The 15,342-nt window shown below is 59.3% G+C and carries 9 protein-coding genes; 7 read left to right on the top strand and 2 right to left on the bottom strand.

Annotated features, from left to right (window positions below):
• Window position 1: 1 nt before the first annotated feature.
• The 7 genes from algG to HU762_RS15245 all read left to right on the top strand — a co-directional run bounded on the left by algG (window position 2) and on the right by HU762_RS15245 (window position 9,391).
• Entirely contained in the window at window positions 2–1,591 is a 1,590-nt protein-coding gene (gene algG / locus HU762_RS15275; protein WP_186638392.1) for a mannuronan 5-epimerase AlgG, read from the top strand.
• A gap of 12 nt (window positions 1,592–1,603) precedes the next feature.
• Entirely contained in the window at window positions 1,604–3,055 is a 1,452-nt protein-coding gene (locus HU762_RS15270; RefSeq protein WP_186638390.1) for an alginate O-acetyltransferase, read from the top strand.
• A gap of 11 nt (window positions 3,056–3,066) precedes the next feature.
• Window positions 3,067–4,203, top strand: a complete 1,137-nt coding sequence (locus tag HU762_RS15265; RefSeq protein WP_186610966.1) for a mannuronate-specific alginate lyase — start codon at window positions 3,067–3,069, stop codon at window positions 4,201–4,203.
• Window positions 4,204–4,395: 192 nt separating this feature from the next.
• On the top strand, window positions 4,396–5,961 hold the full coding sequence (locus tag HU762_RS15260) for an MBOAT family protein (protein ID WP_186638388.1): 1,566 nt from the start codon (window positions 4,396–4,398) through the stop codon (window positions 5,959–5,961).
• 11 nt (window positions 5,962–5,972) lie between these two features.
• A complete protein-coding gene (locus tag HU762_RS15255; protein ID WP_186638386.1) occupies window positions 5,973–7,148 on the top strand; it encodes an alginate O-acetyltransferase in 1,176 nt (391 codons plus the stop codon).
• Between the two features lie 14 nt (window positions 7,149–7,162).
• Entirely contained in the window at window positions 7,163–7,828 is a 666-nt protein-coding gene (locus HU762_RS15250; RefSeq protein WP_186638385.1) for an alginate O-acetyltransferase AlgF, read from the top strand.
• A gap of 111 nt (window positions 7,829–7,939) precedes the next feature.
• Window positions 7,940–9,391, top strand: a complete 1,452-nt coding sequence (locus HU762_RS15245; protein ID WP_186610970.1) for a mannose-1-phosphate guanylyltransferase/mannose-6-phosphate isomerase — start codon at window positions 7,940–7,942, stop codon at window positions 9,389–9,391.
• A gap of 80 nt (window positions 9,392–9,471) precedes the next feature.
• Here the strand turns inward: HU762_RS15245 and HU762_RS15240 are convergent, their stop codons facing one another.
• Window positions 9,472–12,276, bottom strand: a complete 2,805-nt coding sequence (locus HU762_RS15240) for an RHS repeat protein (RefSeq protein ID WP_186638384.1) — start codon at window positions 12,274–12,276, stop codon at window positions 9,472–9,474.
• A 189-nt stretch (window positions 12,277–12,465) separates the two neighbouring features.
• Entirely contained in the window at window positions 12,466–15,285 is a 2,820-nt protein-coding gene (locus HU762_RS15235; protein ID WP_186638431.1) for an RHS repeat-associated core domain-containing protein, read from the bottom strand.
• Window positions 15,286–15,342: the final 57 nt, after the last annotated feature.

Here is a 15,342-nt window from a genome sequence, read left to right as displayed (position 1 = left end):
TATGAACCGCTACCTCAGGAACAGCCAGGCGATGAAAGGTTCGATCAGCCTGTTGGCCGCAGCGATGCTGCTGGCCGGCTCGTCGGCGTTCGCCAACGTTGAACCGGTGGTCAAACCGGGCAACGTGGTCAAGGAACTGCAACAAGCCAAGACCTACACCGTCAGCAGCGCGCCAACCGAACCGCTGGAGCTGGCCGCCCCGACCCTGCCCGACCTTTCCGGCTACACCGCCGAAGCGGTCGCCGCAAAGATCGTGCGCAGCAAGCCCGGCAAAGTCAGCGTGCGGCGGATGATGCAGGAAAACGCCTTGAAGGACTTCATCGGCGGCGACAACAAGATGGCCGAGTGGGTGGTGCGTCAGCACGGCATCCCACAGGCCATCTTCCTTGACGACGGTTATATGAATCTCAAGGACCTGGCTAAAAAGGTGCCCAAGTACATCATCGAAACTTCGCCAGGCGTCTACCTGGCGAAGATCCCGATCGTGGTCGGGCAGAAAGGCATCCTGGAAATCGACAAACAGACCCAGGAACTGCGCCTGTCCCAAGAGGGCGGCTCGTTCCTGGTCAACGATGGACATATGTTCATCCGCGACACCAAGGTCACCGGCTGGCGCGAAAAGGAAAACGGCCCCGCCACGTTCCGCTCGGCCAACGAATTCCGGCCGTTCCTGCTGTCCTGGGGCGGCACCGAGACCTACATCGTCAACACCAAGATGGCGAGCTTCGGCTATGCCAACAGTAAGTCGTACGGGGTGAGTATTTCCCAGTACACGCCGAACATGGCCAAGGTCCTCAAGCGCAAGGAACCGACCGGCTGGATCATCGGTTCCGAGTTCTCGGACATGTGGTACGGCTTCTACTGCTACGAGACCAGCGACTTTGTGATCAAAGGCAGCACGTACAAAGACAACATCGTCTACGGCATCGACCCCCACGACCGTTCCCATCGGCTGATCATCGCCGACAACACCGTCTACGGGACCAAGAAAAAGCACGGGATCATTATTTCCCGTGAGGTGAACGACAGCTTCATTTTCAATAACCGCAGCTACGACAACAAACTCTCCGGCGTGGTGATCGACCGTAACAGCGTGAACAACCTGATCGCCTACAACGAGATCTACAAGAACCACACCGACGGCATCACGCTGTACGAAAGTGGTGACAACCTGCTGTGGGGCAACAAAGTGATCAGCAACCGCCGCCACGGCATCCGGATTCGTAACAGCGTGAACATTCGCCTCTACGAAAACCTGTCCATGGCCAACGGCTTGACCGGTCTCTATGGCCACATCAAGGACCTGTCCGACACCGACCGGGACATCAAGCTCGACCCGTTCGACGCCGAAGTGTCGTTGATCGTGGTCGGTGGCGAACTGGCCGGCAACGGCAGCGGCCCGTTGTCCATCGACTCGCCATTGAGTGTCGAGCTGTACCGCGTGTCCATGCTCGCGCCGACCAAATCCAGCGGCATCAGCTTCACGGGGATTCTTGGCGAACGCCAGGACGAAATTCTCGACCTGCTGGTGCGCCAGCAAAAAGCCGTGCTGATCGACCCTGTCGAACGCCAGACCGAAATGCGGGACTGAGGAATGACCTTTATGAACCCACAGATGATCAAGCTCCTGGGCCTGTCCGCCCTGACTGCCGGCATTCTAGCCGCCGCAAGCGGCGCGCGTGCCGATGAAATCAAGGCACCGACCTTTACTGCTGAACCGTGCTGCAACCTCTGCCCTGCCGCCCATGACGCGAAGAACTACACCACGCGCTACCAGCAGAACTTCACCACGCTGGTACAGGCCCAGGGCGACTGGCTGTTCCGTACCCAGGAAGACCTGCGTACTGAATTCAATACCACGCCGGCCGGCTACAAGCGCATGCAGCAGCTGCACGATGCCTTCAAGAAAAAAGGCGTTGAACTGGTGATCGTCTACCAGCCGACCCGTGGCCTGGTGAACCGCAACAAGCTCAACCCGCAGGAAAAGGCTTCCTTCGACTACGAAAAGGCCCTGGCCAATTACAAAACCATGCTCGGTCGTTTCGCGCAGATGGGTTACGTGGTGCCGGATCTGTCGCCACTGACCAACGAAAACCTGCCCGAAACCCTGCCGGCCCACGACTTCTACTTCCGCGGCGACCAGCACTGGACCCCATACGGCGCACAGCGCACAGCGAAAATCGTCGCCGAGAAGGTCAAGCAGATCCCGGCCTTCGCTGACATTCCCAAGCAGGAATTCGAGACCAAGAAGTCCGGCCGCATGGGCAAGACCGGCACCCTGCACAACATGGCCGGGCAGCTGTGCGGCACCAGCTACGCGATCCAGTACATGGACCAGTTCACCACCGAGCCCAAGGGCGAGGCCGGCGACGGCGACCTGTTCGGCGATTCCGGCGATCCGCAGATCACCCTCGTGGGTACCAGCCACAGCGGCAAGAACTACAACTTCGCCGGCTTCCTGCAAGAAGCCATCGGCGCCGACATCCTCAACGTGGCCTTCCCCGGCGGCGGTTTCGAGGGCGCGATGATCCAGTACCTGGGCAGCGAAGAGTTCCAGAAGAGCCCGCCGAAGATTCTCATCTGGGAATTCTCGCCGCTGTATCGCCTGGACCAGGAAACCATCTACCGCCAGATGATGGCGCTACTGGACAACAACGGTTGCGAAGGCAAGCCAGCGCTGATGAGCAGCAAGGCCAAGCTCAAGCCGGGCAAAAACGAATTGATGGTCAACAGCAAGAATATGGACCTGCGTAACGGCAGTCACCAGATCGATATCCGCTTCGCCGACACCTCGGTGAAAACCTTGCAAGCCACCCTCTGGTACATGAATGGGCGCCACGAGGACATCAAGATCGAAAAACCGAACACCTCCGAAACCGACGGACGTTTCGCCTTCCAATTGCGCACCGACGAAGACTGGGCTTCGCAAAACCTGCTGGCTCTCGAAGTCCAGGGTCCTGAAGCCGGTAAAGAGCCGCTGCAAGTCGAAGCGAAAGTCTGCAAACGCAACGCATCTTCGCAAGCCGAGCAACAAACGGCTCAAATCGGACAATGAGGTCTCGTCTCATGACTAGAACCATGCGCACCCGAACGTTGAAAACGCTGCTGGCGCCGTCGCTGCTGGCCTTGGCGATGTTCGCCGGGGCCACGCAGGCCGCGGCCCCGCTGCGTCCGCCGCAGGGCTACTTCGCACCGATCGAAAAGGTCAAGGAAGGTAATGGCGGCCAAAGTTGCGATGCCGTGCCAACGCCGTATACCGGCTCGCTGCAGTTTCGCAGTAAGTACGAGGGCTCCGACAAGGCTCGCTCGACACTGAACGTGCAATCGGAAAAAGCCTTCCGCGACAGCACCGCCGACATCACCAAAATCGAGCGTGGCATTAGCAAGCAGGTCATGCAGTTCATGCGCGACGGTCGTCCCGAGCAACTGGAATGCACGCTGAACTGGCTGACCGCCTGGGCCCAGGCCGATGCGTTGATGTCCAAGGACTTCAACCACACCGGCAAGTCCATGCGCAAATGGGCCTTGGGCAGCATGGCTTCGGCCTATGTGCGCTTGAAGTTCTCCGAGTCGCGCCCGCTGGCCAACCGTCAAGAGCAAGCGCAATTGATCGAAGGCTGGTTCAGCAAAATGGCGGATCAAGTCGTCAGCGACTGGGACAATTTGCCGTTGGAAAAAACCAACAACCACTCGTACTGGGCCGCCTGGTCGGTAATGGCCACCTCCGTGGCGACCAACCGTCGCGACCTGTTCGACTGGGCCGTCAAGGAATACAAGGTAGGCGTCAACCAGGTCGACGCCGAAGGCTTCTTGCCCAATGAGCTCAAGCGCAAGCAACGGGCCCTGTCCTACCACAACTATGCCCTGCCGCCACTGGCGATGATCGCCAGTTTCGCCCAGGTCAATGGCGTGGACTTGCGCCAGGAAAACAACGGCGCCCTCAAGCGATTGGGTGACCGCGTGCTGGCCGGCGTCAAGGACCCGGATATCTTCGAAGAGAAGAACGGCGAAGAGCAGGACATGAAAGACCTGAAGATCGATTCGAAATTTGCCTGGCTCGAACCGTTCTGCAGCCTCTACACCTGCTCCGAAGACGTGCTGGAACGCAAGCATGAAATGCAGCCGTTCAAGACCTTCCGACTCGGCGGTGACTTGACGCGGGTGTACGACCCTTCGCATGAGAAAGGCGAAAAAGGAAGCTGATTACCGCTGATCGTTCCCACGCTCTGCGTGGGAATGCAGCCGGGGACGCTCTGCGTCCCAAAAAGCCGAACGCGGAGCTTCCGTAGAGGCATTCCCACGCAGAGCGTGGGAACGATCATCACCCCTCTTTTTCATGGGGGGGTTTGGGGGGGCTCTGGCCCTTGACTGTTGATTCAACATGGAGAGATCGGGATGGTATTTTCATCCAATGTGTTCCTGTTCCTATTCTTGCCGATCTTTCTCGGCTTGTATTACTTGAGCGGGCAACGCTATCGCAACCTGCTGCTGCTGATCGCCAGCTACGTGTTCTATGCCTGGTGGCGGGTGGACTTCCTGGCCCTGTTCGCAGGCGTGACCCTGTGGAACTACTGGATCGGCCTGAAAGTCGGCGCCGCCGGTGTGCGCACCAAACCGGCCCAGCGCTGGCTGTTGCTCGGCGTGGGCGTGGACTTGGCGATCCTGGGCTATTTCAAATACGCCAACTTCGGCGTGGACAGCCTCAATGCGATCATCAGTGGCTTCGGTCTGAACCCGTTCATCCTGACCCACGTACTGTTGCCGATCGGGATCTCGTTCTACATCTTCGAGTCCATCAGCTACATCATCGACGTCTACCGCGGCGACACCCCGGCAACCCGCAACCTGATCGACTTCGCGGCATTCGTGGCGATCTTCCCGCACTTGATTGCCGGTCCCGTGCTGCGTTTCCGTGACCTGGCCGACCAGTTCAACAACCGCACCCACACGCTGGACAAGTTCTCCGAAGGCTGCACGCGCTTCATGCAGGGCTTCATCAAGAAAGTGTTCATCGCCGACACCCTGGCGGTGGTGGCCGACCATTGCTTTGCCCTGCAAAACCCGACCACCGGCGATGCCTGGCTCGGCGCCCTGGCGTACACCGCGCAGTTGTACTTCGACTTCTCCGGCTACAGCGACATGGCCATCGGCCTGGGCTTGATGATGGGTTTCCGCTTCATGGAAAACTTCAAGCAGCCGTACATCAGCCAGTCGATCACCGAGTTCTGGCGTCGCTGGCACATCAGCCTGTCGACCTGGCTGCGCGATTACCTCTACATCACCCTTGGCGGTAACCGCAAAGGCACGCTGATGACCTATCGCAACCTGTTCCTGACCATGCTCCTGGGCGGTCTGTGGCACGGCGCGAACATCACCTACGTGATCTGGGGCGCCTGGCACGGCATGTGGCTGGCCATCGAGAAAGCGGTGGGTATCGACACCAACCCACGCAGCATCAACCCGATCCGCTGGGCGCTGACGTTCCTGCTGGTAGTGATGGGCTGGGTGATCTTCCGTGCAGAAAACCTGCACGTGGCCGGTCGCATGTACAGCGCCATGTTCAGCTTCGGCGACTGGTCGCTGTCGGAACTGACCCGTGCCAACCTCACCGGCCTGCAGATCGCTACGTTGGCGGTGGCCTACATCACCCTCGCCTTCTTCGGCCTGCGCGACTTCTACACCAATCGTCCGCCGGTCAAGGCCAAGCCTGAACAGAGCACCGAAGCCAACGGTCCTGCTACCGCGCAACCGGGGCTGATCAAAGCCGTACCGGGCGACAACCCGTCGACCATCCATGAACCGGGCTACACCGTCGGCGTCGAAGCCCAGGTGCAACCGGCCTACTGGACTGTGGACTGGTCTCGCTACGTGATGCGCACCCTGGTGTTGGTGCTGTTCATCGCCTCGATTCTCAAACTGTCGGCGCAAAGCTTCTCGCCGTTCCTTTACTTCCAGTTCTGAGGGATCTGAACATGACCCGCTCATTACGCATCTTCTACGTCGCGCTGTTTATGCTGATCCTGACAGCCCTGGGTATTTGGTCGATGCGCAGCTTCCTCGGCTTCAGTACCAACCCCGATGCGACCGTGCTCAACGGTCGCTGGGCCAAGGCCGTGGAAACGCACTACGACGAAGAGTTTCCGATCAAGCGCCTGGGCACCAACATCTGGGCGGCACTGGACTACAAGCTGTTCAACGAAGGCCGCAAAGGCGTGGTCCTCGGTCGCGACCAGTGGCTATACAGCGACGAAGAGTTCAACCCGATCGTCAACGAAGAACAGAACCTGCAGGACAACTACGCGCTGGTCGAAGGCGTGCGCCAGAAACTCAAGGAACAGGGCATCACGCTGGTCATGGCGATCGTCCCGGCCAAAGCGCGGCTGTACCCGGAACACCTGGGTGAAGTGAAGCCTTCGAGCATTCACGCCAACCTGTACCAGGATTTCCACGCTCGCGTGGCGGCAGACAAGATCCTCGCCCCGGACCTGCTCGGCCCGATGCAACAGGCCAAGCAAAGCGGCCAGCAAGTGTTCCTGCGCACCGACACCCACTGGACACCGGAAGGCGCGCAAATCGCTGCGGAACATCTGGCCAAGGCGATTGCCGAACGTACTCCTCTCAACGGCGAGCCACAGCGTTTCGTCACCGAGCCTGCGGAAAAGATTATCCACAAGGGCGACCTGCGTCAGTTCCTGCCGCTGGACCCGCTGTTTGAAAACCTGATGCCAGCCCAGGAGCCGCTGGTCAAACGCAACACCCGCGAAGCCGACGACCAGCCGGCCAGCGACGACGCGTTGTTTGCCGATGCCCAGGTGCCCGTGGCCCTGATCGGTACCAGCTACAGCGCCAACCCAACCTGGAACTTCGTCGGTGCGCTCAAGCAAGCCCTGCACAGCGACGTCGTCAACTACGCCGAAGACGGCCATGGCCCGATTCTGCCGATGCTCAGCTACCTCAAGAGCGACGCCTTCAAGAACAGCCCGCCACAAGTGCTGATCTGGGAGTTTCCAGAACGTTATTTGCCAGTGAACAACGAGATCGGCGACGCCGATCCGCAGTGGGTCGCCGAGCTCAAGCAAGCCGGTGCCCGCCAACAGAACGTAGCTGCTAACACACAATCCGAGACGCCCGATCGGGCGCAAAACTGAAAGAGAGGTCCACCATGACTTTCAACACTACTCCTCGCCGTCTCGCTGCTCGCTCCTTCAAGGCCGTTGCCCTGGTCGCCAGCATGAGTGCCCTTTCGTTCTCCGCCTTCGCCGGTGACTCAGCCCTGTACGGCCCGGTTGCGCCAAAAGGTTCGAGCTTCGTGCGGATCTACAACGCCAGCAACGCCGAAATCAGCGCCACCGTCGGCAGCACCAACATCAGCGACGTGGCCCCGTTGGCCAGCAGCGACTTCAGCTTCATGCCTGGCGGCGACTACAGCGCCAAAGTGGGCAGCCAGACCGTTCCGGTTAAACTGGCTTCCGATCACTATTACACCCTGGTGAACAACGCCACCGGCCAGCCACAACTGATCGAAGAACCACCGTTCAAGAACAAGCAGAAATCCCTGGTACGCGTCCAGAACCTCACCGACAAGGCGTTGACCCTCAAGACCGCTGACGGCAAGACCGAAGTGGTTCCGAACGTAGCGGCCAAGGGCCGTGGCGAACGTGAAATCAACCCGGTGAAAGTAAGCCTGGCCCTGTTCGAAGGCGACAAGAAAGTCGGCGACCTCAAGCCAGTTGCCCTGGAACGCGGCGAAGCAGCCGTGCTCTACGTGACCGGCTCGGGCAGCAGCCTGTCGCCAGTATGGGTCAAGCGTCCGGCTTCCACCCGCTGATCATTTGCCCGGGCGGCCTGCGGGCTGCTCGGGCACGGAACAAAAACAAGAGAGTGAAACGACAGAACGCAGTAGCTCTAAAACCATTTCGATTTTGTAGGAGTAACACACATGATTCCGGTGATCTTGTCAGGTGGTAGCGGCTCACGTCTTTGGCCGCTTTCGCGCAAGCAGTTCCCTAAACAGTTCCTGGCCCTGACCGGCGAGCACACTCTGTTCCAACAGACCCTCGAACGCCTGGTGTTCGAAGGCATGGACACGCCAATCGTGGTCTGCAACAAAGACCACCGCTTCATCGTCAACGAGCAACTGTCCGCTCGCAACCTGGAAGCCCAGCGCATCCTGATGGAACCGTTCGGGCGCAACACCGCGCCGGCCGTTGCCCTGACTGCGATGATGCTGGTCAACGAAGGCCGCGACGAGCTGATGCTGGTGTTGCCGGCCGACCACGTGGTGGAAGACCAGAAAGCCCTGCAACGCGCTTTGGCCCTGGCCACCGTGGCCGCCGAGCGTGGCGAAATGGTCCTGTTCGGCGTACCGGCCACCAAGCCGGAAACCGGCTACGGCTATATCAAGTCGACCAACGATGCCCTGCTGCCTGAAGGCGTCAGCCGCGTCTCGCACTTCGTCGAAAAACCCGACGTCAAGCGCGCCACTGAATTCGTCGAAGCCGGCGGCTACTTCTGGAACAGCGGCATGTTCCTGTTCCGCGCCAGCCGTTTCCTCGAAGAGCTGAAAAAGCACGATCCGGACATCTACGACACCTGCCTCCTGACCCTGGAGCGCAGCGAGCAGACCGCCGACACCATCACCTTCGACGAAGCCACCTTCGCCTGCTGCCCGGACAACTCCATCGACTACGCCGTCATGGAAAAGACCCAGCGCGCCTGCGTGGTGCCGCTGTCGGCCGGCTGGAGCGATGTCGGTTGCTGGGCGTCGCTGTGGGAAGTCAATGCAAAAGACACCAACGGCAACGTCACCAAGGGCGACGTCGTGATCCAGGACAGCCGCAATTGCATGATCCATGGCAACGGCAAACTGGTGTCGGTGATCGGCCTGGACAACATCGTCGTGGTCGAAACCAAAGACGCCATGATGATCGCCCACAAGGACAAGGTCCAAGGCGTCAAGCAACTGGTCAACACCCTCAACGCCCAGGGCCGCAGCGAAACCCAGAACCACTGCGAGGTATATCGTCCGTGGGGTTCCTATGACTCGGTGGACATGGGCGGTCGTTTCCAGGTCAAGCACATCTCGGTCAAGCCGGGCGCGTGCCTGTCGCTGCAGATGCACCACCACCGCGCCGAACACTGGATCGTGGTCAGCGGCACCGCCGAAGTGACCTGCGACGAGAACGTGTTCCTGCTCTGCGAAAACCAGTCGACCTACATCCCGATCGCGTCGGTCCACCGCCTGCGCAACCCGGGCAAGATCCCATTGGAAATCATCGAAGTGCAGTCCGGCAGCTACCTGGGTGAAGATGACATCGAGCGTTTCGAAGACATCTACGGTCGCTCCACCCCGATCGAACGTGGCGTGTCGGTGAAGACCATCGCGCAGTAACGATCAGCCGTACAAGAAGCCCCCATCCAGCCCACTGCGTCCCCTATCCGCAGCGGGTTGGGCGGGGGCTTTTTTTGGGTTCAGGCGGCGAGCCGCCTAGGGCCTGATGTCACGGCTTTTTTAAGCCACGTTTTGACTTTTATCGAGCCAGGAATCTTGATTTCAAGACTGCCTCCGAAGGCTGTATCGATCTTATCGAGCAGGGCGCGAGGCTCCATTCTTCCGACTTGTACAGCAGGAACTGCTGATTTTGCCAACAGCATTGCCTTCAAGTCTTTCAAATGACCTCTCACCATAGGTACCGTCTCGAGTTTCGAGTGCTCCGGGGCCAGAACATCTGGAGAGGCGAAAAACTCCACATTTTTGAAGTCCACGCCAAGAGCCTCTTGCAACGCCTGCTCGTCTTCAAGATCGTACTCAGCATAGTGAGTCGCCGAAGCGAGAAACGCGCGATCATTTACCTCATCATTAATGACCAAGAGAAAAAAGGTGAAGCCCATATTGCCTGCCTGGGTCCAGTCTTTTTCATTTGTGTTACCGCTCTTGTCCCCCAGCTTCTTCACGCCCTGTTGAACCAAGGCAAAATTCGAGGTGATTTCACTGAATGGCGGCTCGCCGCCGGACTGAGTGTAGTGCCGCAACTTGAAACGCTTATCCTCTGTTTTTGCCATGACGTTGGGCGCTGCCTTGGCTGTTATGAAATTCAATTTACCCGCTGTGATTTCTTCCATCATGGTGAAAGGTAGTTGCCTGTCCTTATCACTGTACTTAGCCGAATAGCGGTCGAAAATGCCCTTTGCCGTTAGCTTAGGTTCAGATACGAATTCAAGTCGGCGAAACGGCACAGCAGGATTGATGAACGGCGCTTTCTCACCTTTTTTTGTCTCCGGCCCGCTCACCACATCCTCTTTTCCGCGCCCATCCGTATCCACAAAAGTAAGCGGATTGTTTCCCACCATCGCGTATAGATTCAAACCCTCCACCGCCCCCGCCGGGTCCGGATTCACCCAACGCTGCAACCACGGGACGTAATAACGAAAACCGTAGTAGTAAAGCCCCGTCGCATCCCGCTCCTTGCCTGAATAACGGACCGTCTTGTAACTCACCTCGGTTGTATCGCTCCCGGCCAGGTAAGCGGTTTCACCAAACGGATAAAAGTGCTCCTGACTGATGATCCGCCCGTCCTGGGCCAGTTCCAGGCCGACCGAGCCCAAGTGATCCGCAATGCTGTATCGATAGCAGTCGTTCTCGCCGGTCGGCGATGCGCTTTCCCAATGCAGGACGCGGACGCCGCTGAGCCCGCCATCGGCGACGATTACCTGCAACGCCTCGCCCGTGCCGCTGTCTGCGCGCAGTTCCAGCCCCGGCAAATAACGTACTTCGGCGGACAGCGTGCGAGCGCCGGTTTGCAGGGTGCGAAGCTTTCGCACGCGTTGCCCGCCGCCGTCATAGATATAGGCCTCGCTATCGTTGAGCCCCGAGGCGCGTTCGATGGGCGTGACCGAACTCAACTGGTTACGCAGGTCCCACGCCAGGAACCGGCCTGCGTCCAATTCCAGGCAATTGCCCCGCGCATCGAACGCGGCGGCGATTTCCTCTTCCGTGGGCGGCACGCCATTGCGGTATGGCAGGCAGCGATTGCTGTACTGGGCCGCTTTGATTTCCCGGCCATGGCTTTGGGCACCGACGTGCGTCAGCTCCAATAAATTACCGGCCTCGTCGTAGCGGTAGGTCTGCCGGTAATTGCTGACCGCCGTCGGGTCGTTGCGCTCCACGGCGTTCGGCCCCTGATTGGCGGCGCCCGCCTCCCACCCCGTGGCTTCGATCAGTTGGTAGAGACTGTCGTAGACAAAACGGCTGACCGGCTCGACACGCTGGTTGGCGAAGTAGCGGATCGGCAAGACTTGATCCTCGATGCCGAGCACATTGCCCATGGGGTCATAGTCGTAGAGCAAGTGTTGCAATACCTGACCGGCGCGCCCGGCTCGGCGTTCTATCAACCGACCGTCTTCCGGGCTGTATATGAGCGTGGTCTGGACGTCGTTGCCGGCCGTCTCCTGTTCGATCTGCCCCTGGGCGTCGTAGCGAATATCACTTACCAGCGACTGCCAGGCCCCCATTCCCTCCAATTGCAATTGACTGCCAGACATCCGGCCATCGAGCGTCAGGCTTTGCCGTTGTCGATTTCCCCTGGCATCGATCTGCTCCAGCACATCCCCCAGCGGCCCGACGCGCCACGTCGAAACGGCGCCGTCACCGGGTTCAAGCAAGAGCTCGCGATCAGCCTCCAACTCCGGCCAATCGACTTGAGCCGCGTCGAGAATGAAACGACGATCCTGGACAAGGTTTTGCCCGGTCAGGGCAAACGACGCCAGCACCAGCGTCCCCGCCGGGTCGTCGTGACGGATCAATTGCCCATGCTGGTTGTGGTCTTGATCGCCCTGGCCCGGATATCCGTAGGTCATGCGCTCGGTGCAGCGACGTGGCTGGCTGGTGCCTTGCTCGAACACCGCCACGGGACGCAGCAGGTTGTCATATAAAACCTCACGTTGCGTCCCTCGACCGTCCCAGCCCAGCAAGCCTTCATCGGCAAGACCGGGCAGACCGGTCTGTATGCCCGCGTCGACGCTGTCCGTATGCAGCGTGGCGCCGGACAGCGAATAGATCGCCGAAAGATTGGCCGGCGCCGTCTCATCCGTCCGTTGCAAAGCCCACAAGCGCGGATCCCACTGTTTCACCGCGCGCCTGGCCATATCGAAGCGGCTGCGGTTGATGCGTCGCTGCGCAGGGCCATGCTCGACGTTGCGGCAATAGCCCACCGAACGCACCGGCAAACCGCGCGCGTCGACAGCAATCAGTGTTGGTGTTTTATGATCCATACTCATTAAGCAGTGCCCGTCATGACGCCATGGTTCTACAGGCCATCTAATCAACGGTCCGGCAAGACTGCCTACTGTCAGATGTGACAGTGGCGACAGGCGGGCAACCAATCGCGGTACGCAGACAAGACAATCCGGAGCATTCCGCCGTTTTTTTGCTGATTATCGGGGCATCCAAGCAGTATTTAGCTGCAATTATTGGTTAGTCACGTGCACCCGCATGGACTGGACTTTGCGAACCCTCATTTTTGAAAAAACAGTGACCGATGCGTTCGAGCGATTGAACAGAGAGACTTTTCGGTCTGGTGTATATTTTTCGATCGAAGCCGTCCCCTGGGTGGTCTGATAAATAATTTTCCAGGCTTGCGCCTCTTGGTCGAATTTCATAAAGGCAAAGGCGGTGGTGACCTCTTCCTGTTGGCCTTTGGCGCCCAAGGCATAGCCGTAGTCCTTGTAGCCCATTACCGCGCCAAGTCCGAACCCATGCTCGCTGTCAGCTAAATCATTGTATTCGGCGTTTTCCTTACCGCCTTGGACATGCCGAACACGGAGTACATTGTCGTTGAGCTGATCCACCGTCAGCGAACAACCGCTGAACCCAGGGGTGAACACATAGTCTGGATGGCTCCGCCCGGGGTCAACCGGTATGTCGACATAGCCGCCCTGAGGCGCCCAGAACGCCAATATCGCATTATTTTTTTCGGGAATGTCCCACGGACCTTCCAAGACTTTCAGCGCATTAAAGGTTCCGCTACCTGCTCCGGAATAGCTGAATTTTTCCATTGTGAACAGGAGCTTGGCCCCGCCTTGCCTGTTGTTTAACTCAGAAGAAACATTGCGAGCAGTGTTCAACAATTGAGTGGTTATCTCCACTTTGTTGAGTTCGGTTTCAGTAAGCGCATTATGGATATTGGTTGTCGTTGCGACTGCCGGTACATTGCGCTGAAAAGCGCCGGTATCAGCACGCTCCGCCCCTGGGATATCGCGTTCAGCACCCACCGCAATCACCGGGTTCCACAGCCCATTGGACAGCTTTTTAGTAATGGCGCCATCGTCATCGATAAAACTGACCGGGTTGTTTCGAGTCATCCAGTAAAGGTTCAAACCATCCACCACCCCCACCGGGTCCGGGTTCACCCAACGCTGCAACCACGGGACGTAATAACGAAAGCCATAGTAATAAAGCCCCGTCGCATCCCGCTCCTTGCCCGAATAGCGCACGGTCTTGTAACTCACCTCGGTTGCATCGCTCCCGGCCAGATAAGCCGTTTCACCAAACGGATAAAAGTGCTCCCGGCTGATAACCCGCCCGTCCTGGGCCAGTTCCAGGCCGACCGAGCCCAAGTGATCCGCAATGCTGTATCGATAGCAGTCGTTCTCGCCGGTCGGCGGTGCGCTTTCCCAATGCAGGACGCGGACGCCGCTGAGCCCGCCATCGGCGACGATTACCTGCAACGCCTCGCCCGTGCCGTTGTCCGCACGCAGTTCCAACCCTGGCAAATAACGCACCTCGGCAGCCATTGTGCGAGCGCCGGTTTGCAGGGTGCGCAGCTTGCGAGCGCGCTGCCCGCCGCCGTCATAGACATACTTTTCACTGTCGTTGAGACCCGAGGCGCGTTCGATGGGCGTGACCGAACTCAACTGGTTGCGCAAGTCCCACGCCAGGAACCGGCCCGCGTCCAATTCCAGGCAATTGCCGCGTGCATCGAACGCGGCGGCAATTTCCTCTTCCGTGGGTGCCTCGCCGTTGCGGTAAGGCAGGCAGCGATTGCTGTAGCGAGCCGCTTTGATTTCCCGACCATGGCTTTGGGCACCGACGTGGGTCAGTTCCAATAAATTACCGGCCTCGTCGTAGCGGTAGGTCTGCCGGTAATTGCTGACCGCCGTCGGGTCGTTGCGCTCCACGGCGTTCGGCCCCTGATTGGCGGCGCCCGCCTCCCACCCCGTGGCTTCGATCAGTTGGTAGAGACTGTCGTAGACAAAACGGCTGACCGGCTCGACACGCTGGTTGGCGAAGTAGCGGATCGGCAAGACTTGATCCTCGATGCCGAGCACATTGCCCATGGGGTCATAGTCGTAGAGCAAGTGTTGCAATACCTGACCGGCGCGCCCGGCTCGGCGTTCTATCAACCGACCGTCTTCCGGGCTGTATATGAGCGTGGTCTGGACGTCGTTGCCGGCCGTCTCCTGTTCGATCTGCCCGAAGGCGTCGTAGCGAATGTCGCTCACCAGCGACTGCCAATCGCCCTGCCCCGCCAACTGCAATTGACTGCCAGACATCCGGCCATCAAGCGTCAGACGTTGCCATTGTCGATTTCCCCTGGCATCGACCTGCTCCAGCACATCCCCCAGCGGCCCGACGCGCGACGTCGAAACGGCGCCATCACAGGGTTCAAGCAAGAGCTCGCGATCAGCCTCCAACTCCGGCCAATCGACTTGAGCCGCGTCGAGAATGAAACGACGATTCTGGACAAGGTTTTGCCCGGTCAGGGCAAACGACGCCAGCACCAGCGTCCCCGCCGGGTCGTCGTGACGGATCAATTGCCCATGCTGGTTGTGGTCTTGATCGCCCTGGCCCGGATATCCGTAGGTCATGCGCTCGGTACACCGACGCGGCAGCCCGTGACCTTGCTCGAACACGGCCACCGGACGCAGCGAGTCATCGTAAAGGTTCTCCTGCTGCGTCCCTCGGCCATCCCATCCGAGTAAACCTTCGCCAGCGAGGCCCGACAGACCGATCTGCATGCCCGCGTCAACGCTGTCCGTAAGCAACGTGGCGCCGGACAGCGAATAGATCGCCGAAAGATTGGCCGGCGTCGATTCGTCATTTTCCTGCAAGGCCCACAAGCGCGGATCCCACTGTTTCACCGCGCGCCCGGCCATATCGAAGCGGCTGCGGTTGATGCGTCGCTGCGCGGGGCTGCCCACAAGGCTGCGGCAATAGCCGACCGTGCGAACCGCCAAGCCTCTCGGATCGGAGGCAGTCAGCGTTGGTGTTCGATAATCCACACCCATCATCCAGTGTCCCGTTCGTAGCGCCAGGGTGGTCGCAGACCATCAAACCTCGACTCC

Origin of the sequence: Pseudomonas sp. SWRI92, from assembly GCF_014268685.1 — a bacterium.
GTDB classification, from domain to species: Bacteria; Pseudomonadota; Gammaproteobacteria; order Pseudomonadales; family Pseudomonadaceae; genus Aquipseudomonas; species Aquipseudomonas marvdashtae.
Note: the sequence above shows the minus strand (reverse complement) of the source record. Positions and strands in the feature narration are given on the sequence as shown.

What these genes read in the sequence shown, in the direction of transcription:
- algG (WP_186638392.1), top strand. Translation starts at nt 2, where the DNA reads ATGAACCGCTACCTCAGGAACAGCCAGGCGATGAAAGGTTCGATCAGC.
- HU762_RS15270 (WP_186638390.1), top strand. Translation starts at nt 1,604, where the DNA reads ATGAACCCACAGATGATCAAGCTCCTGGGCCTGTCCGCCCTGACTGCC.
- HU762_RS15265 (WP_186610966.1), top strand. Translation starts at nt 3,067, where the DNA reads ATGACTAGAACCATGCGCACCCGAACGTTGAAAACGCTGCTGGCGCCG.
- HU762_RS15260 (WP_186638388.1), top strand. Translation starts at nt 4,396, where the DNA reads ATGGTATTTTCATCCAATGTGTTCCTGTTCCTATTCTTGCCGATCTTT.
- HU762_RS15255 (WP_186638386.1), top strand. Translation starts at nt 5,973, where the DNA reads ATGACCCGCTCATTACGCATCTTCTACGTCGCGCTGTTTATGCTGATC.
- HU762_RS15250 (WP_186638385.1), top strand. Translation starts at nt 7,163, where the DNA reads ATGACTTTCAACACTACTCCTCGCCGTCTCGCTGCTCGCTCCTTCAAG.
- HU762_RS15245 (WP_186610970.1), top strand. Translation starts at nt 7,940, where the DNA reads ATGATTCCGGTGATCTTGTCAGGTGGTAGCGGCTCACGTCTTTGGCCG.
- HU762_RS15240 (WP_186638384.1), bottom strand. Translation starts at nt 12,276, where the DNA reads ATGAGTATGGATCATAAAACACCAACACTGATTGCTGTCGACGCGCGC.
- HU762_RS15235 (WP_186638431.1), bottom strand. Translation starts at nt 15,285, where the DNA reads ATGGGTGTGGATTATCGAACACCAACGCTGACTGCCTCCGATCCGAGA.